Annotated in this window: 15 protein-coding genes; 6 read left to right on the forward strand and 9 right to left on the reverse strand. The window is 61.3% G+C overall.

Annotation, left to right across the window (positions count from 1 at the left end):
• Positions 1-27: 27 nt before the first annotated feature.
• The 5 genes from E2583_RS11505 to dnaG form a co-directional block, all read right to left on the reverse strand.
• Positions 28-333: a helix-turn-helix domain-containing protein gene (locus tag E2583_RS11505; protein WP_003057624.1), complete on the reverse strand. Its 306-nt coding sequence runs from the start codon at positions 331-333 to the stop codon at positions 28-30.
• Positions 334-689: 356 nt separating this feature from the next.
• Positions 690-1,634, reverse strand: coding sequence for a ketopantoate reductase family protein (locus E2583_RS11510; RefSeq protein ID WP_291595900.1), 945 nt, complete (start codon positions 1,632-1,634; stop codon positions 690-692).
• Between the two features lie 21 nt (positions 1,635-1,655).
• Positions 1,656-2,648, reverse strand: coding sequence for a tripartite tricarboxylate transporter substrate binding protein (locus E2583_RS11515; RefSeq protein WP_291595902.1), 993 nt, complete (start codon positions 2,646-2,648; stop codon positions 1,656-1,658).
• Between the two features lie 146 nt (positions 2,649-2,794).
• Entirely contained in the window at positions 2,795-5,242 is a 2,448-nt protein-coding gene (rpoD, locus tag E2583_RS11520; RefSeq protein ID WP_291595904.1) for an RNA polymerase sigma factor RpoD, read from the reverse strand.
• A 275-nt stretch (positions 5,243-5,517) separates the two neighbouring features.
• Complete coding sequence (gene dnaG, locus E2583_RS11525; RefSeq protein WP_291595906.1) at positions 5,518-7,509, reverse strand: DNA primase; 1,992 nt, start codon at positions 7,507-7,509, stop codon at positions 5,518-5,520.
• A 592-nt stretch (positions 7,510-8,101) separates the two neighbouring features.
• Between dnaG and E2583_RS11530 the strand changes: the two genes are divergently transcribed.
• Positions 8,102-9,748, forward strand: a complete 1,647-nt coding sequence (locus E2583_RS11530; RefSeq protein ID WP_291595908.1) for an acyl-CoA synthetase — start codon at positions 8,102-8,104, stop codon at positions 9,746-9,748.
• Positions 9,749-9,937: 189 nt separating this feature from the next.
• On the opposite strand, the gene E2583_RS11535 is transcribed toward E2583_RS11530, so the two are convergent.
• The 4 genes from E2583_RS11535 to E2583_RS11550 form a co-directional block, all read right to left on the reverse strand.
• Complete coding sequence (locus E2583_RS11535; RefSeq protein ID WP_291595909.1) at positions 9,938-10,735, reverse strand: UDP-2,3-diacylglucosamine diphosphatase; 798 nt, start codon at positions 10,733-10,735, stop codon at positions 9,938-9,940.
• A gap of 134 nt (positions 10,736-10,869) precedes the next feature.
• Complete coding sequence (locus tag E2583_RS11540; protein ID WP_291595911.1) at positions 10,870-11,397, reverse strand: peptidylprolyl isomerase; 528 nt, start codon at positions 11,395-11,397, stop codon at positions 10,870-10,872.
• A gap of 69 nt (positions 11,398-11,466) precedes the next feature.
• Complete coding sequence (locus E2583_RS11545; protein WP_291595912.1) at positions 11,467-12,051, reverse strand: peptidylprolyl isomerase; 585 nt, start codon at positions 12,049-12,051, stop codon at positions 11,467-11,469.
• A 130-nt stretch (positions 12,052-12,181) separates the two neighbouring features.
• Complete coding sequence (locus E2583_RS11550; protein WP_291595914.1) at positions 12,182-12,733, reverse strand: tetratricopeptide repeat protein; 552 nt, start codon at positions 12,731-12,733, stop codon at positions 12,182-12,184.
• A gap of 221 nt (positions 12,734-12,954) precedes the next feature.
• Here E2583_RS11550 and cysS point away from each other — a divergent pair, with 221 nt between their 5' ends.
• The 5 genes from cysS (at position 12,955) to E2583_RS11575 (ending at position 18,779) form a co-directional block, all read left to right on the forward strand.
• Entirely contained in the window at positions 12,955-14,340 is a 1,386-nt protein-coding gene (gene cysS, locus E2583_RS11555) for a cysteine--tRNA ligase (protein ID WP_291595917.1), read from the forward strand.
• 50 nt (positions 14,341-14,390) lie between these two features.
• Positions 14,391-15,233, forward strand: a complete 843-nt coding sequence (locus E2583_RS11560; protein WP_291595919.1) for a DNA-3-methyladenine glycosylase 2 family protein — start codon at positions 14,391-14,393, stop codon at positions 15,231-15,233.
• 60 nt (positions 15,234-15,293) lie between these two features.
• On the forward strand, positions 15,294-16,271 hold the full coding sequence (locus E2583_RS11565) for an acetyl-CoA carboxylase carboxyltransferase subunit alpha (RefSeq protein WP_291595921.1): 978 nt from the start codon (positions 15,294-15,296) through the stop codon (positions 16,269-16,271).
• Positions 16,272-16,409: 138 nt separating this feature from the next.
• Positions 16,410-17,420, forward strand: a complete 1,011-nt coding sequence (tilS, locus tag E2583_RS11570; protein ID WP_291595923.1) for a tRNA lysidine(34) synthetase TilS — start codon at positions 16,410-16,412, stop codon at positions 17,418-17,420.
• A 93-nt stretch (positions 17,421-17,513) separates the two neighbouring features.
• Positions 17,514-18,779: an aspartate kinase gene (locus E2583_RS11575; RefSeq protein WP_003057587.1), complete on the forward strand. Its 1,266-nt coding sequence runs from the start codon at positions 17,514-17,516 to the stop codon at positions 18,777-18,779.
• Positions 18,780-18,921 lie beyond the last annotated feature (142 nt).

Raw genomic sequence — 18,921 nt, forward strand, 5'->3', positions numbered from 1 at the left:
GTCTCCCGGCCGCGACAGGGGCAGGTTTTATTTCTTGGCGCGTGCTGCAACCCAGCGGTTGGCAAAGGCCTGAACGTCGGACAGGCGCTTGAGCAGGTCTTGTCCGGTCAAGGTCACGGTGTAGCCATCGCTGCCATGCTCGAGCAGACCGCATTCACGCAGCTCCTTGATGCGGGTGTTCAGCGTGTTGGGGGTGATGCCGCCCACACTGTCCTGCAGCAGTCGGAAGGTCTGGGGATGGCCATCCCGCAAGGCCCACAGTACCCGCAGCGCATAGCGGCATTCGAGTTTCTCGAACAGCTGGTTGATGGCGGCGTTTTCCTTGGAGCTCATGGACGCTTCTCCTTGCGCAATGATGTTGTCGAGCTGGGCGCACCGGGCGCTTTCAGTGCCAAGTCCCATGGACTATAGCGGTTAATTTGTTTTGCTACAAGTTTAGTAGCTTCAAATCTTCAACTGCAACGCCTTGAGGTGATAAACGCGACAAACAACGCGCAAGTGTTGCGGGTCAGCCACGAATCCGGGCAAAGACCCAGCTGCTTCAGGGTTTGTAGCAGTGGCGAAAGAGCTGGAGCTGCCTGCGGGACGGCCTGGAGAGGCTTGCCGGAAGTGTTAGTGCTGGCTCAGGTGTTTCTGGGTGTAAATGTTCGCTTGTGCCATTGATCTGTCGACGCAAGCAGCTATGAAAATCATAGTTGCTGTTTTGGTGCCGTCATCTGCTTGAGCTGTACCAGTACTTGCAGCAGCCGATTGGCTGGCGCTGCAATGCCCAGTGCCTGGGCGCGCTGCACCACATAGCCGTTGAGATGGTCGATTTCCGTGGGTTTGCCGCGTGCCAGGTCCTGGGCGGTGGAGGACAGCTGCTGGGGCATGGTGCGCGCAATGGACGCGACGGCCTCGTCCACGCCGTCCGGAAGCATCACACCATCGGCCAGGGCCACGGTCTTGCATTCGGCGGCGATATCCTGCAGCACGGCAGGTATGCCTGGCTGAGCGACCAGCCATCCATAAGGCTGCTGGGTAAGGGCGGAGAGTGCGTTGTACACGCAGTTGATGATGAGTTTTTGCCAGAGTTCCGCCAGCACGCCGTCCGATATCTGTGTGGGAATGCCTGCAGCACTGAACTGGTCCGCAATCGCATTGCCCTTCACACAGGGGGCGATGAGCAGTTCACCCCTGCCAAAGTGACGCACATGGCCCGGGCCGGCCATGGCGGTGGCCACATAGACCACGGCAGCAGCCACCGGCTGGGGTCCCAGCGCCATGCGCAGTCGCCGCTCATTGTCGACGCCGTTCTGCAGACTCAGTACCAGGGTGTGCGCAGCCAGGTGGGGTCTGATCTGCGCGGCGGCTGCTTGCGTGTCGGTGGACTTCACGCAGAACAGCACCACATCGGCATCTGCCACGGCACGGGCTTCGGTGCTGGTGGCGACGGGAATGAACAGATCTTCTGTGGCCGTCTGAAGCCGCAGCCCGTGCTCGCCGATGGCCTGCATGTGCGATGCCCGACCGATCAGCGTGACCGGGTGGCCGGCGCGTGCCAGCAGCGCACCAAAGTAGCAGCCCACCGAACCTGCGCCCATGACGGCAATCGAGAGGGGGGAGGGGGCAAGGGTGTGATCGTTTGGGTTCATGCGCTTGTCTCGCAAAGAGGCTCAACTCTTGAGCCTGAGCAGATAGCTCATCAGCTGGGCGGTGGAGGTCTCGACCTCCAGAAATTCCTGCAGCGCCTTGCCGGTCTGCCAGGAGGCACTCCAATTATTGCTGAGCAGGGCCTGCTTCCAGCTGTCCTGATTGCTCGCGTATTCGATAGCTGCGAGCAATTGCCCGGCCCGCTCTGCAGGTAGATTCCTGCCCGTAAAGACGGCGCGCCAGTTGGACATTTCTGCGTCCATGCCCTGATCGCGCATGGAGGCGATGCCGAACATGGCGCGGCGCGACGAAACACCGAGGGCGCGGAGCTTGCCGGCCTGCAAGGCATCCCTGAACTCGCTGTAGCCCGATATCCCCACCTGTACCTGCTTGTGCAGCAGTGCCTGCAGCACATCGTTGCCGCCGGCAAAGGGCTTGTACTGCAGTTGCTCTGCATTGGCCTTGGACTGGCGGGCCAGCATCCCTGCATACATATGGTCCACGCCGCCTGCGGAGCCTCCGGCAATCGCCAGTGCGGGCAGGTTGTCGCGCATGGCCTTGGCCAGTGCCTTGGGGTTGGCGATCGGCGAGTCCAAGGGCACAGCCACCACCAGATAGTCACTGGTCAGGCGCGCCAGCGCTTGCACCTGATGCAGCTCTGCCGACTTCTTGTTCAGTGCCAGGGCGCCGACCATGACCATGCCGCCGATCAGCAGACTGTTGGGGTCGCTTCCGTAGCGCTTGGTGTATTCGGTCAGGCCGACGGTGCCGCCCTTGCCTCCGATGTTTTCATAAAGGATCCTGTCCGTCAGCCCGCTGCTGATCATCGCCGCACCCAGGGCGCGTCCGGTCTGGTCCCAGCCGCCGCCGGGGTTGGCGGGAATCACGATGCGCAGCTGCGTGCCCAGACGCTGGGGCGGATTGGCCATGGCTGCAAAAGGGGTGGCCAGCAGGGCTGCGGAATGGGCCAGCCACCGGCGTCGTGTCAGAAAGCGGCTCGCAGGGGGGGTGATCATGTCTGTCTCCGTTGTTATGTGTCTTTGAGTGCATTCTGCCGAAAGCAAAGGCTTGCTGACCTGCTGCACATACGAAAAAGCCCCGACCTGAAACAGATCGGGGCTTGGGGGCAGGGTGCCGGCGTGGCGGCTGCCTGGGACTGGCTTTACAGCGAGTCGATGAAGCTGCGAAGCTTGTCGGAGCGCGAAGGGTGCTTGAGCTTGCGCAGCGCCTTGGCTTCGATCTGACGGATACGCTCGCGTGTCACGTCGAACTGCTTGCCGACTTCTTCCAGCGTGTGATCGGTGGACATTTCGATACCGAATCGCATGCGCAGCACCTTGGCTTCGCGAGGCGTGAGGCCGTCGAGGATGTCCTTGACCACGTCACGCAGGCCCGCCTGCATGGCGGCATCGATCGGCGCCGTGTTGTTGCCGTCCTCGATGAAATCGCCCAGGTGGGAGTCGTCATCGTCGCCGATGGGGGTTTCCATCGAGATCGGCTCCTTGGCGATCTTCATGATCTTGCGGATCTTGTCCTCGGGAATCTCCATCTTGGCGGCCAGGATGGAGGCATCGGGTTCGAAGCCAAACTCCTGCAGGTGCTGGCGCGAGATGCGGTTCATCTTGTTGATGGTCTCGATCATATGCACGGGGATACGGATCGTGCGGGCCTGGTCGGCGATGGATCGCGTGATGGCCTGACGAATCCACCAGGTCGCATAGGTCGAGAATTTGTAGCCGCGACGGTATTCGAACTTGTCCACGGCCTTCATCAGGCCGATATTGCCTTCCTGGATCAGATCCAGGAACTGCAGACCGCGGTTGGTGTACTTCTTGGCGATGGAGATCACGAGACGCAGGTTGGCCTCGATCATTTCCTTCTTGGCATCGCGGCTGGCACGCTCGCCGCTGTTCATGCGCTTGTTGATGTGCTTGAGTTCTTCCAGCGGCACAACCACGCGGGCTTGCAGGTCGATCAGGTTCTGCTGCAGCTCCTGCACGGGCGGAATGTTGCGCTCCAGCACGGCGCTGTAGCTCTTGCCTGCCGCCACTTGCTTGATGACCCAGTCCAGATTCAGCAGGTTGGGCGGGAAGTCCTTGATGAACTGCTCCTGCGGCATGCCGCACTTGTCCACGATGATCTTGCGCAACTCGCGTTCCTTCTTGCGCACGTCGTCCACCTGGGCGCGCACCAGATCGCAGAGCTTCTCGATCGTCTTGGCCGTGAAGCGAATGGTCATCAGCTGTTCGGTGATGGCCTTCTGCACCTTCATGTATGCCTCGGTGCCGTAGCCTTCCTTGTCATACACCTTGTGCATCTTGTCGAAGAGGTCGCGCATGATGTCAAAGCGACCCAGGGCTTCGTTCTTCAGCTCTTCGAGCTTCTTGGTCAGGGCCTTGGAGCCGCCCTTGCCGTCATCGTCGTCTTCTTCGTCGTATTCGTCGAAGTCTTCTTCGGCCACGTAGTCGTCATTCTCGTTGGCATTGACGAAGCCGTCCACCACGGTGGAGATGACGACCTTGCCTTCGCGGATCTCCTCGGCCATGTTGAGAATCTCGGCGATGGTCGCGGGGGAGGCCGAGATGGCTTCCATCATGTCCATCAGACCGCCTTCGATGCGCTTGGCGATTTCGATTTCGCCTTCGCGCGTCAGCAGTTCGACCGTCCCCATTTCACGCATGTACATGCGCACGGGGTCGGTGGTGCGGCCGAATTCGGAGTCCACGGTGGACAGTGCCGCCTCGGCTTCTTCTTCCGCTTCCTCTTCGGTGGTGGCCGACTGGCCGGTGTTGTTCAGCAGCAGGGTTTCCGCATCGGGCGTCTGCTCGTACACGGCCACGCCCATGTCGTTCAACATGGAGATCACGACTTCCAGCGTTTCGGCATCGACCAGCTTGTCAGGCAGGTGGTCGTTGATTTCGGCGTGAGTCAGGTAGCCACGTGTCTTGCCCAGCTTGATCAGCATCTTCAGACGCTGACGGCGGGTGTTCATTTCCTCTTCGGTCAGAACGGTCTCGTCCAGGCCGAATTCCTTCATCAGGGCGCGTTCCTTCGCCTTGCTGATCTTCATGCGCAGAGGCTTGGCCTTTTCGGCAGGCGCAGCAGACGCTTCGGTCGCTGTCTCCTCTTCGATCTCGCCTTCCAGATCGCTGTCGATATCCGACAGGTCGGCGTCATCCATGTCCTCGTCGGCTTCCTTGGCCTTGGGCTTGCGGCCGCGCTTGGCGGGAGCCTTGTCGGTATCGGCGCTGGCAGCGGGGGCCTTGGCGGCGGCAGCCTTCTTGGCGGGGGCGGCCTTTTTGGCGACAGTCTTCTTGGCGGCAGGAGCGGCAGCTGTGTCGTCGTCTTCTTCAGCCTTCTTGCGGCCGCGCTTGGGGGTTGCCTGCGCCAGCAGCGCATCGGCCATGGCTTTGAGTTCGGCTTGTGACTTGGTAACCACGGTGGTGTCTTTCTTGGCTTCGGCTGCAGATGCAGCACTCTTCTTCACAGCAGGCTTGCTGGCACGGGCCTTTTTCGCGGGCTCTGCTGTGGAAGTGGAAGTTTTAGAGGTCTTGGGCTTTGCTGGAGCTTCTGGGGCCTGCTTGGACTTCACGGACTTTGAAACGGGCATGAACACCTCTCACGGTACGAACACACACAAACACACAAAGGAAAACGGAAAATGCAAACAAACGCCATCAAAGCTGGCGCAAGAACAGGCCTAGCCTGTCCGGTGGAGCACAAAGACTCCATGGCAAGATGTTGGGGCGATCATTTGGTATGCAATCCTTGCGAGAAATGGGCCATGCAGTTGCTGCCATCACGTGATTTCTTCACGGGGCCCGGGTCGGAGGTGTTGCTGTCGCTCTTGCCTTTATCTTGCGGATTATACCTTTTTTAAAGATGTCAAGAGGTGGAGCTGATAATTACAGATAAATTTTTTCGGCGCTGCTGAAACTCGATGTAACGTCTTGCCGCGGTGGGGTCAGTCGCGATCTCCTTGAGCGCCCGGGCCTCCTCGCGCTTGAGGTGATCCACCAGGATCAGATTGAGTGTGCCGCGCAATTCCTTGCGCAACTCGTCCACTTCCCCCTCGGGGTTGGCATGGGCACTGCTCATCAGCTTGACGGCCAGGGGCTCGTAGGGCGTGCCTTGCAATTGCTCGCGCAGCACTGCCCAGGAACGCGGGCCCGACTCGGTGAACTGGGCCTCCAGCCAGCGGAACAAGGGCGCATGGCTTTGGTTGCAGCGGGCCAGGGCATCGAAATCCTCATGGGTCATCTCTTCCATGAACTCCATGTGGCACATCAGCAGGCGAGCGGCCTGGTCTTCGCGGCTGACCGGCGTGGGGCGCGGGCCCGGCTGCGGCGGGTTCCAGTCCTCGCCCTTCTTGCCCCAGGGCTTGCGCTGGCGCCCGAACTCCTTGCGACCCGACCAGTTGCCGCCGCCGCCCTGGCTCGGGTAGGAGGGGGCCGGTGCCGCGGCATCGGCCCAGTCGGGAGCGCTTTCCCAGCTGGCCGGGGGGGCATCCCATTCCGGTGCCTGAGAGCCGGAGGGTGCAGGCGCAGGTGTGCGGCGGGCAATGGGGGCTGTGCGTGCGGTTTCCTGCGCCCAGATATCGGTGAGGTCGCGTGAGTCCAGCTGGGCCAGCGCCGCGATTTCTGAGAGCAATTGGCGCTTGAGGGCGCCGTCGGGCAGCAGAGACCACAGGGGCCGGGCGTTGCTGGCCATATGGGCGCGACCCTCGGTCTGGCCCAGGTCGCACCCCTCGCTGGCCGATTCGATGAGAAAGCGGCTCAGTGGCGTGGCGTCGCCCACGTAGCGCGAGAAGGCCTCGGGGCCGAATTCGCGGATGAAGCTGTCCGGGTCATGCTCCGAAGGCAGGAACAGGAATTTGATGGTGCGCGTGTCGGTCGCCAGCGGCAGGGCCGCATCCAGCGCCTTGCGCGCGGCGCGACGGCCCGCGCCATCACCGTCGAAGCTGAAGACCACGGCATCGGTAAAGCGGAAGAGCTTCTGCACATGCTCCGGCGTGCAGGCCGTTCCCAATGTGGCCACGGCATTGGCAAAGCCCAGCTGTGCCAGGGCCACCACATCCATGTAGCCTTCGGTGACCAGGGCGTAGCCCATGTCGCGCAGGGCCTGCCTGGCCTCGTAAAGGCCGTAGAGTTCGCGGCCCTTGTGAAAGACCGGGGTTTCGGGCGAGTTCAGGTATTTGGGCTTTTCATCGCCGAAGACCCGCCCGCCGAAGCCTATGCATTCGCCCTTGACGTTGCGAATCGGGAACATGAGCCGGTCGCGAAAGCGGTCATAGCGGCGGCTGTCGTCCTCGCCCACGATGACCAGCCCGCACTCCTCGAGTTGCGGGTTGTCGTATTCGGCAAATACGCTGGCCAGGCCATGCCAGCCAGCAGGCGCATAGCCCAGGCCGAAGCGCTTGGAGACCTCCCCGGAGACGCCGCGCTTTTTCAGGTACTCGATGGCCTTGGGGGCGGCCTTGAGCTGCTTCCGATAGGACTCGCCGGCTTTTTCCAGCAGGTCGCTCAGGGTCTCGGCTTTCTGCTTTTGCTGCGCCTGGCGCTGGCGCTCGGCGGGGCTGATGTCGTCCTGCGGCACCTGCAGGCCGCATTGATTGGCAAGCTCCTGCACGGCCTCGACAAAGCCCATGCCGGCATGCTCCATCAGAAAGCCGATGGCGTTGCCGTTCTTGCCGCAGCCAAAGCAATGAAAGAACTGCTTGCTGGGGCTGACGGTGAAAGAGGGCGACTTTTCACTATGGAAAGGGCATAGGCCCATGAAGTTGGCGCCGCCCTTTTTGAGCTGCACATAGCGTCCCACGATGTCGACCACGTCGACGCGGGAGAGCAACTCTTGGATGAATGATTGGGGAATGGCCACCTGCGTATTCTGCCTTTTTCGACAATGGCCGATGGTGCGGCAGGAATGGGGTGGAGGGCAAAAAAAAGCCTGCACCGATCGGTGCAGGCTCAGGTCTCCGATGCCTGGAGCATTGCCAGGCTCTCCTCTAAATCGTCTCCTCCGCCACACAGTTTTGAGGTTTGCAACCGGCTCCGTGGGGGAGAGATGCCGGTCGTGTCCGCCCTCGGGGGGGCAGTCGCGTCCTCAAAAACATGTGCGCATTCTAAAAGCGATTCAAGCTCCGGGTGATTGGTCTGTCAGATAAATGATGTCTTATAGATGACTTGCATGGCATCCCCCTGTGCGGGGAATGACGGGCTTTGAGGCTGTGCTTCCATGTATTTGATTTCAAATAATTTTATTGATTTTCAGAAGCTGTTGAAAATACTGTCTGACTCAATGACCTTTTATGCTGCTCTGGTTTGCATGTGCAAGAGCCGTCGCTGCTCAGGGGGGGGCACTGCCGTTTTGGGCGCATCTGTCATGAGCTGGCTCAAAACAGGCTTGCGTGGCGCTCGGTTGTAAGCCTGGTGTGGCGGATGCTGGAGTACAAAACGTTCAGGAGACAAACATGACAAGTTCTTTCGATCTGAACCTCGCCCCGAATACCGCCAACCATGCCGCGCTGACGCCGCTGAGCTTTATTGCCCGTACCGCCGAGGTCTACCCCGAGCGCCTGGCCATTGTTCATGGCGGGCTGCGCCAGAGCTGGGCGCAGACCTATGCACGTTGCCGCCAGCTGGCCAGCAGCCTGCAGAGAATCGGCATTCGCAAGAATGACTGCGTGGCCGTGATGCTGCCCAATACGCCGCCCATGGTGGAGGCGCATTTTGGCGTGCCCATGGCCGGCGCCGTGCTCAACACGCTCAACACCCGGCTGGATGCGGAGACCCTCGCCTTCATGCTCGACCATGGCGAAGCCAGGGCCTTGATCGTGGACCCTGAGTTCGCGCCACTGATGGCCAGGGCCCTCCGTTTGCGCCAGAGCACCACGCCCATCTATGTGATCCAGGTCGAGGACGCGGTCTATGGTGAGGCTGCCGAACAGATCGGTGCCACGGATTACGAAAGCTTCGTGGCCGCAGGCGATGCCGGTTTCGACTGGGAGCTTCCCGGCAACGAATGGGATGCCATTGCTCTGAACTACACCAGCGGCACCACCGGCAACCCCAAGGGCGTGGTCTACCACCATCGCGGAGCGCACAACAATGCCATCAGCAATGTGCTGGAGTGGGACATGCCCAAACATGCCGTGTATCTGTGGACGCTGCCCATGTTCCACTGCAACGGCTGGTGCTTCCCCTGGACGGTGGCTGCGCGCGCGGCGGTCAATGTCTGCCTGCGCCGGGTGGATGCGCAGGCAATCTTTGATGCCATTCGCAGCCATGGCGTGACCCATTATTGCGGCGCGCCCATTGTGCACAGCCTGCTGGTGAATGCGACGGACGCCATGAAGCAGGGCGTGCCGGCCGGTGTCAAGGCCATGGTGGCCGGTGCAGCGCCGCCTGCGTCGATGATCGAGGGCATGGAGGCCATGGGCTTTGACATCACCCATGTCTACGGCCTGACCGAAACCTATGGCCCGGCCACGGTCTGTGCCAAGCATGAGAGCTGGAACGCACTCGATATCGGCGAGCGCGCCCGCCTGAACTCGCGCCAGGGCGTGCGCTACCACCTGCAGCGTTCCGCGGCCGTGCTGGATCCCGAAACCATGCAGCCCGTACCGCGCGATGGCCAGACCATGGGCGAGATCATGTTCCAGGGAAATATTGCCATGAAGGGCTATCTCAAGAACCCGCAGGCGACGCAGGAGGCCTTTCGCGGCGGCTGGTTCCATAGCGGCGACTTGGCTGTTCAGCACCCCGACGGCTATATCCAGATCAAGGACCGCAGCAAGGACATCATCATCTCGGGCGGAGAGAACATCTCCTCCATCGAGGTGGAGGATGTGCTCTATCGGCACCCCGCCGTGCTGGCGGCGGCCGTGGTGGCCAAGCCCGACCCCAAGTGGGGCGAGACGCCCTGCGCCTACGTCGAACTCAAGGCCGGGGCCGAGACCTCGGAGCAAGACATCGTTGCCCACTGCAAAAAGCATCTGGCGGGCTACAAGGTGCCGCGCGCCGTGGTGTTTGGGGAGCTGCCCAAGACCAGCACGGGCAAGATCCAGAAGTTCGAGCTGCGCAAACAGGCAGGTTCGGCTTCTGCCATCTCGGGCTGAGATCCGTCCGCCGGGCCCGCAGCCCCGGCGTTGGGCGGCGGGCTTTTACGCGCCCGTTGTCAAGGAGTTTTGATATTTTGATAGCTACCTGCGCCTGTCATTCATAGATTCTGGATGGCTTTGATTCTGAAGTCTATGAATAAAGTGCGCAGGTAGCTCTGAATGGTGTAGCGAAAACGAATCGTCGCATCAGGCCTGTTCGGGCGGCAGGCGCTGCCAGCCTTGGGGGGTCACACGCAGCACTTCGGCGCGGTGCTCAGCGGCATCGATATGCCAGTCGCTGAGCACGATGCGCCACTTCCCATCCCCCAGGGCGTGGTCGGCGGGCCGGTGGGTATGGCCGTGAATCAGCCAGGGCGCTTGCACAGCCTGCATCCAGGTGCTGCTCATCTGCGCGTCGGCATCCGCGTAGGGTGCGCCGCTCTGCTTGCGCTGCTCGCTTTCGCTGCGTGCCGATTTGCCAATCGCACGCCGCGCAGCCAACGGCTGGGCCAGCAACTGCCGTTGCCATGCGGCGGAGCGCGACACAGCGCGGAATTGCTGGTACTCCACATCGTCCAGGCACAGTGCGTCGCCATGGCTGAGCAGGATGCGGGGGCCTGCCCATTGCAGCAGCGAGGGGTCGGAAAGGCCGGTCATGCCGCTGCGGCGCAGAAAGTCGTCGCCGGCCAGAAAGTCGCGGTTGCCGACCATGAAGAAAAGCGGGCGCTGCTGCGCCGCCTCCTGCAACACTGCTGCGCATTCGGCCTCGAAGCTGCCGGGCTCATCGAGCGCATCGTCACCCACCCAGACTTCAAACAGATCGCCGAGGATAAAGATGGCATCGGCCGTGCTGCGCGCCAGATAGCTGCGCCAGGCTTCGACCGTCTGCGGCTCCGAAGGCTGCAGATGCAGATCGGAAATGAAATCAAGCGTGCGCCAGTGGGGCTCAGCCTGGAGCTGCGCGACTTGAGGAGCGGCAGTGCGTGGATCAGGAGATTCGGCCATGAATGAAAAGTGCGCAGCCTGAAAACAATAACGGCCTCACGAAGAGACGGCAAGCAAGGGCCGCCCCGCAGCGAGGCCGTCGTCCCCTCCGCGAAGCGGAGAGGGGGAAGGCGCGTTAGCGCCTCAGGGGGAGATTACAGTGCCACTGCCTTGTCGATCACCACGGCGTCGAAAGGCACGTCGTCGTGGAAGCCCTTGCGAGTGGTGCGGACCTTCTTGATGGCGTCCACGACTTCTTCGCCCTTGACGACCTTGCCGAACACGGCGTAGCCCCAGCCCTGACCGGTGGGAGCGGTGTGGTTCAGGAAGCCGTTGTCCACGGTGTTGATGAAGAACTGGGCCGTTGCGCTGTGGGGATCGCTGGTGCGAGCCATGGCAATGGTGTACTTGTCGTTCTTCAGGCCGTTCTTGGCTTCGTTCTCGATGGGGGCAGCCGTTTCCTTCTGCTTCATGTCGGCCGAGAAACCGCCACCCTGGATCATGAAGTTCTTGATCACACGGTGGAAGATGGTGCCGTTGTAGAAGCCCTGGTTCACGTAGTTCAGGAAGTTCTCGGTGGACTTGGGTGCGTTCACGGCGTCCAGTTCCAGGGTGATCACGCCCTGGGTGGCGGTGTCAGCCACGTTGATGGTCACGTGCAGTTCGACTTGGGGGTTGCTCATGTTCGTGCTTTCTAGAGGATGGAGGGAAGAGGCAGGCGCGGTCCGACGGGAGCGCCGTTGCCGGGATGTTTACTTGATTTCGGTGGCGGAGAGGATTGTTACCGGCGTCGTGGGCACATTCTGGTGCATGCCACGGTTGCCCGTAGCCACGGCGCGGATTTTGTCCACCACGTCCATGCCCTTGGTGACCTTGCCGAAGACGGTATAGCCATAGCCATCGGGCTTGGGGGCATTGAGCATGTCGTTGTTCACCACATTGATGAAGAACTGCGAGGTGGCGGAGTTGGGGTTGCCGGTGCGCGCCATGGCAATCGTGCCGCGGTCGTTCTTGAGGCCGTTGCCCGCTTCCAGCGGAATCGGCGCACGCGTGGGCTTCTCGCTCAGATTGGCGTCCATGCCGCCGCCCTGGATCATGAAGCCGTCGATGACGCGGTGGAACACCGTTCCGTCATAGTGCCTGTCGCGCACATATTGCAGAAAATTGGCCGCGCTCTTGGGGGCCTTGGCATCGTTGAGTTCGACCACGATATCGCCCATGCTGGTCTTGAGCTGCACCTTGGTTTGCGCCTGGGCCAGGCCGGGGATTGCGAAAACAGTGGCTGTCAGCGCAATCGCGGACAGGGCCTTGAGGCTGTTTCGACGGAAATTCAGCATGGTCATATTCCTGGGTAAGTGGGTCTTGGGCAGGGCTGCTGGATAGCGGCTGCAAAAAACCGGTTTGAGGCAGCTGAGGGCGCCGACCGGCTTCACAAGAGGGAGGAGGGCGGGATGACAAAAAACGGATTCAGCGGGCCGGGGCAGGTGCAGCAAGAGAGGCTGCGGGTTGCAGCAAGTCCTTGAGCTGCTTGAGCTTGGGGTTCAGGGCTGCGGGGCGGCCGCCCTTGGCCAGGGACTGCGCATAGGACTGATAGGCCAGGCGGGCATAGATATCGCCCAGGTTCTCGTGCGCCACGGCATAGTTCGGATTGTTGCGCACGGCGGCTTCGAGTGCGGAGCGGGCGCGATCCAGATCGCCCTGGCGTGCATAGATCACTGCCAGATTGTTATAGGGCTCTGGCAGCTCGGGATAGTCCTCGGTCAGCTGGCGAAAAGCCGTGATCGCGTCTTCGGTCTTGCCGTCATTGCTCAGCGCGATGCCGCGCAGAAAACGCATTTGCGGGTCGCGTGAATTCTTGACCAGATAGGTGTCCGCTTTTTGCAGTGCCTGCTGGGTCTTGCCGCTTTTGAGCAACTGGGCAACATCCGTGTAATCGTCGGCGTGGGCGCTACCTGCAGCGAGCAAGGCAGCCAGGGCTGCCGCACGCGCTGCGGTACTGAACAAGTTGCGTACAGGCATGTAGGTGCTTTCATGGCGCCGCAAAACTGCGCTGCGGCGGGAGCTTATACTGCGGGGAATTGTAGCTGAGGGGTGTGCGGCGCTTAGGCGTCTGGCCGGACCGGGATGTGTCTGGATGCTAGTGCGCATTTTTCAGCCTCAGGGAATGGCAGGCACGGTTTATGCATCGCAGGCATGACCAGTGCTGCTGCTCGCCACCCTCTCTCCCTATTTCAAGATTCATGAGTTTGCGTATCTACAACACGCTGTCGCGTGCACTGGAATCGTTTTCGCCGCTTGAGCCGGGCCATGTGCGTATGTACGTCTGTGGCATGACGGTCTATGACCTCTGCCACCTGGGCCATGCACGCTCCATGGTGGCTTTCGACGTGGTGCAGCGCTGGCTGCGCGCCAGCGGCTACAAGGTGACCTATGTGCGCAACATCACCGACATCGATGACAAGATCATCCGACGTGCGGTGGAAAACGGCGAGACCATACGCAGCCTGACCGATCGCATGATCGATGCGCTGCACCAGGACGCGGATGCGCTGGGCATCGAGCGCCCCACGCTGGAGCCGCGCGCCACCGAATACGTGCCGCAGATGCTCGGCATGATCGCAAAGCTGCAGGACAAGGGCCTGGCCTATCAGGCCGGCAATGGCGATGTGAACTACGCCGTGCGCAAGTTTGCGGGCTACGGCAAGCTCTCGGGCAAGTCGCTGGACGAGCTCAACGCCGGCGAGCGCGTGGCTGTGGCCGACGGCAAGCTTGATCCGCTGGACTTTGTGCTGTGGAAGTCGGCCAAGGCCGACGAGCCGGCCGAGGTGAAATGGCAAAGTCCGTTTGGCGAAGGCCGCCCCGGCTGGCATATCGAATGCTCGGCCATGGGCTGCGAATTGCTGGGCGAGAGCTTTGACATCCATGGCGGCGGAGCAGACCTGCAGTTCCCTCACCATGAGAACGAGATTGCCCAGAGTGAAGGAGCGACCGGCAAGCCGTTCGCTCACACCTGGATGCACAACGGCTTCATCAACGTCGACAACGAAAAGATGTCCAAATCGCTGGGCAACTTCTTCACCATCCGCGACGTGCTCAAGGAATACGACGCCGAGACCATCCGTTTCTTCGTCGTGCGCAGCCATTACCGCAGTCCGCTGAACTACTCCAACGTGCATCTCGATGATGCGCGTGGAGCGCTCAAGCGCCTCTATACCGCGCTGGATCTGGTGGCTCCTGCCGGGGTGCAGATCGACTGGCGCAACCCCTATGCTGGCCGCTTCAAGGCGGCGATGGATGAAGACTTCGGCACGCCCGAGGCAGTGGCCGTGCTGTTCGAGCTGGCTGCGGAGGTCAATCGCAGCAAGTCGCCTGAGGTGGCGGGCTTGCTCAAGGCGCTGGGGGCCTGTCTGGGTCTGCTGCAGGCCGAGCCGCAGAAGTTTCTGCAGGCGGGCTCCGAAGGTGTGGACGCTGCCGCGATCGAGGCGCAGATTGCCGCGCGCGCAGAGGCCAAGGCGGTCAAGAACTGGGCCGAGGCCGACCGCATCCGCAAGGAATTGCTGGAGCAGGGCATTGTCCTCAAGGACACTGCGGCGGGTACGACCTGGGAATCGGCCGCCAAGGGCTGAGACTGCATGCAATATTCCATCAACTGTGTGAACAGTGCGAAGGGGCGTGCATGAGCGCGGTCAAGCATCTGGACACCATGGAGTTCGAGCAGCTGCCGCTGGTGGCCGATCTGCCCGTGCCTATGGGGCCGGCTGCGCCTTTGCCTGTCGCTCCTCTGGGAGCAGTAGCCATGGTTCAGTCTGCGGGACCGGCCGGCAAAGATCTGGCGCCAGCCAAGCTGGCTGCATCGTCCAAGGCGGCTGCACCCAAGATCCATCTGGATCTGCCCGAGGGTGTGCCTGCCTACTGGGCCGAGGCCTGCCGCCAGCTCATGCGCCGTGATCGCGTGCTCAAGCGGCTGATTCCGCAGCTCGGCAGCCAGGCGCTGCTGCCTTGCGGTCAGGGGCAGGCCTTTGCCACGCTGGCGCGCTCCATTGTCGGGCAGCAGATTTCGGCAAAGTCGGCCAAGACCCTGTGGAACAAGTTCGCCAGGTTGCCAGCAGCCATGCAGCCCGAGCAGGTGCTCAGGCTCAAGGTGGACGATATGCGTGCCGTGGGGCTCTCGGCCCGCAAGGTGGACTACCTGGTCGATCTTGCTCTGCATTTCACCGAAAATCGTCTGCACATGGACGAGTGGGCCCAGATGGGCGATGAGGTCATCATTGCCGAGCTGATGTCCATACGCGGTCTCAGTCGATGGACGGCCGAGAATTTTCTGATTTACTGCCTGGGGCGGCCCAATGTGCTGCCTCTGGATGATGCCGGTTTGATACAGGGCATCTCTCTCAATCATTTTTCGGGCGATCCTGTCAGTCGCAGTGATGCCCGTGAAGTTGCCGAGGCTTGGAAACCGTGGTGTACGGTTGCAACTTGGTATATTTGGCGCTCGCTCGAGGCGCAGCCTGTGGCTTGATGACATCTGTCCACTGGCCGATTGCAAGGATTGCAACAGGCTGGCACAAGGAGAAATACGTTGGCGAAAAAGAACTTTCTGGATTTTGAGCAGCCTATTGCAGAACTCGAATCCAAAATCGAAGAACTGCGCTATGTGCAGACTGAAAGTGCAGTGGATATCTCGGAAGAGATCGATCAGCTCAGCAAGAAAAGCCTGCAGCTGACCAAGGACATCTACAGTGATCTGACCCCCTGGCAGATCACCAAGATCGCCCGCCATATCGAGCGCCCCTATACGCTCGACTATGTGCGTGAGTGCTTTACCGACTTTGTCGAAATGCACGGCGACCGCCACTTTGCGGATGACCAGTCCATCATCGGTGGCCTGGCGCGCTTCAATGGTCAGCCCTGCATGGTGATCGGTCATCAAAAGGGCCGCGATACGAAGGAGCGCACGCTGCGCAACTTCGGCATGACCCGCCCCGAGGGCTATCGCAAGGCCTTGCGCCTCATGAAGACGGCCGAGAAGTTCAAGCTGCCCGTGTTCACTTTCGTGGACACGCCCGGCGCCTTCCCCGGCATCGACGCAGAAGAGCGAGGCCAGTCCGAAGCCATCGGTCGCAACATCTACGAAATGGCGCAGCTCCAGACCCCTATCATCACCACCATCATCGGTGAAGGTGGCTCGGGCGGTGCGCTGGCCATTGCCGTGGCAGATCAGGTGCTGATGCTGCAGTACTCCGTGTACTCGGTGATCAGTCCCGAAGGTTGTGCTTCCATTCTGTGGAAGACCGGCGAGAAGGCCCAGGAAGCAGCTGACGCCATGGGCATCACCGCTCACCGCCTCAAGGCGCTGGGCCTGGTGGACAAGATCGTCAACGAGCCAGTGGGCGGTGCTCACCGCGATCACAAGCAGATGGGCGCCTTCCTCAAGCGTGCGCTGGGCGATGCCTATCGCCAACTGACCGATCTCAAGCCCAAGGAACTGCAGGATCGTCGCTACGACCGCATTCAGAGCTATGGCAAGTTTGCCGACACCAAGGCTGACAATCGCTGATCCCGCGGGCTTGATGCTGCTTGCGCACCATGGCTCCTTCGGGAGCCATTTGTTTTTGCCGAAAGGCTTGGGGTGAGATGCGCTTCTAGATATTTCCGGGTAAGCGCTAGCTCCTATTGATGGGAAGTGGGGAGTCTGTTGTTCATGCAAGCCCAGTCAGATGTTGACTTGTTGCGGGCCTCGGCTGCTCGGGTGGAGGCTGCGATGGCGGCATTCAAGCCGCAGCTGCCACTGGTCGTGGCCTTCAGCGGCGGAGCCGATTCGTCGGCCCTGCTGCTGGCTTGCCATGCGCGTTGGCCGGGGCAGGTGAGGGCGATTCATGTGCACCACGGTCTGCAGGCTGCAGCGGATGAATTTCAGCGGCACTGTGAGCAACTGTGTGCCCGGCACGGCATTGCCCTCAAGGTCTGTGCCATCGATGCGCGCAATGTGCAAGGCCAGAGTCCCGAAGATGCGGCGCGCCAGGGGCGTTATGCGGCCCTGATTCAGGCGGCCCGGCAGCCTTGGCTTGATGCGCAGGGCACTGTGCTGGATGCGGTGCGCTCCATGGCGCTGGCCCAGCATGCCGACGATCAGGTTGAGACCTTGCTGCTGGCGCTCTCGCGCGGTGCCGGGGTGGCCGGTCTGGCGGCCATGCCCGGGCATTGGCAAAGAGCGGGCCTGCAATGGTACAGACCCTTGCTGACGCTGCCCGGGCGGGCGCTGCGCGACTGGTTGCGGCAGAGGGGCTTGAGCTGGGTCGAGGATCCGACGAATACCGATCAGGGTTACACGCGCAATCGTATCCGGGCTCAACTGCTGCCGGTGCTGGAACAGGTCTTTCCGCAGTTCCGCAGCACGTTCGCACGCAGCAGCTCCCATTGTGCCCAGGCGTCCGAGCTGCTGGACGCGCAGGCGGCGGCAGACCTGCAGATGGTGGGGCTGCCGCCGGCGATCAAGGCGCTGCAGCGTTTGAGCGAGGCGCGCCTCGGCAATGTCCTGCGCTACTGGCTGCGCGTCGAACATGGCACCACGCCGACAGCTGCGCAGCTTGCGCAGCTCATGGCGCAGGTCGGTGTTTGCACTACGCGAGGGCACCGCATCCACATCAAGGTGGGGCGGGGGTTTGTGGAGCGCCAGGGGGCAAGTCTCGGTTGGTACAATTCCTAGGTTTTGGTTTTTTTACCTGTACGAAAACCGCCGGCGCGCCAAAACCTTTGTGACCTGCGCCGTGGCTGCTGTTTCGTCACCCTTTAGTATCCAATGGCACTGATCGTTCATAAATACGGCGGCACCTCGATGGGCTCGACAGAGCGCATCCGCAACGTCGCCAAGCGTGTGGCCAAATGGGCTCGGGCAGGTCACCAGTTGGTGGTTGTGCCCAGCGCCATGAGTGGCGAAACCAACCGTTTGCTGGGTCTGGCCAGCGAGCTGGCTCCCAGCCACGCCAAGAGTTCGTACTATCGTGAGCTCGATATGCTGGCCGCCACTGGCGAGCAGGCCTCCTCGGCTCTGCTGGCCATTGCGCTGCAGGCCGAAGGCATGGAATCCGTCAGCTATGCAGGCTGGCAAGTGCCCGTGCGCACCGATAGCAGCTATACCAAGGCTCGTATCGAGTCCATCGACGACAAGCGCGTGCGCGCCGACCTCGAGGCAGGTCGTGTCGTGATCGTGACCGGCTTCCAGGGTATCGATCCCGAAGGCAATATCACCACGTTGGGACGTGGCGGCTCCGATACTTCGGCCGTGGCCGTGGCGGCCGCCCTGAAGGCTGCCGAATGCCTGATCTATACCGATGTGGATGGCGTCTACACCACCGACCCCCGTGTGGTGCCTGCTGCCAAGCGCCTGGGTACGGTGAGCTTCGAGGAAATGCTGGAAATGGCCAGCCTGGGCTCCAAGGTACTGCAAATCCGCTCCGTGGAGTTTGCAGGCAAGTACAAGGTGCCCATGCGCGTGCTGTCCAGCTTCACGCCCTGGGATATCGATCTGGAAGAAGAGGCCAAGTCCGGCACGCTGATTACTTTTGAGGAAGACGAAAAAATGGAAAAGGCTGTCGTATCCGGCATCGCTTTCAACCGTGGCGAGGCCAAGATCTCCGTGCTGGGCGTGCCTGATACCCCCGGTGTGGCCGCTGCCATCCTCGGTCCTGTGGCCGATGCCAACATCGAAGTCGATGTGATCATCCAGAACATCTCCAAGGACGGCAAGACCGACTTCAGCTTCACCGTGAGCCAGGGCGACTACCAGCGTGCCATGGAACTGCTGCGTGAAAGCGTCGTTCCTGCGCTGGGGGCTTCCGAAGTGGTGGGCAATCCCAATATCGCCAAGGTCAGCATCGTCGGCATCGGCATGCGCAGCCATGTGGGCGTCGCCTCCACCATGTTCCGTGCCCTGAGCAAGGAAGGTGTGAACATCCAGATGATCTCCACCTCCGAGATCAAGACCTCCGTCGTGATCGACGAGAAGTACCTCGAGCTGGCTGTGCGCTCCCTGCACACCGCCTTCGGTCTGGACAAAAGCGAATAATTTTCGCAACTTTCCAAAAACGAACAAAAAAGCTGTTTACAATAGCGTCATTCCGGAAACGTGACCGAGTGGCCGAAGGTGCTCCCCTGCTAAGGGAGTATGGGGTGTAGAGCCTCATCGAGGGTTCGAATCCCTCCGTTTC

This window comes from Comamonas sp., assembly GCF_009360615.1.
Classification (GTDB): Bacteria; Pseudomonadota; Gammaproteobacteria; order Burkholderiales; family Burkholderiaceae_C; genus Comamonas.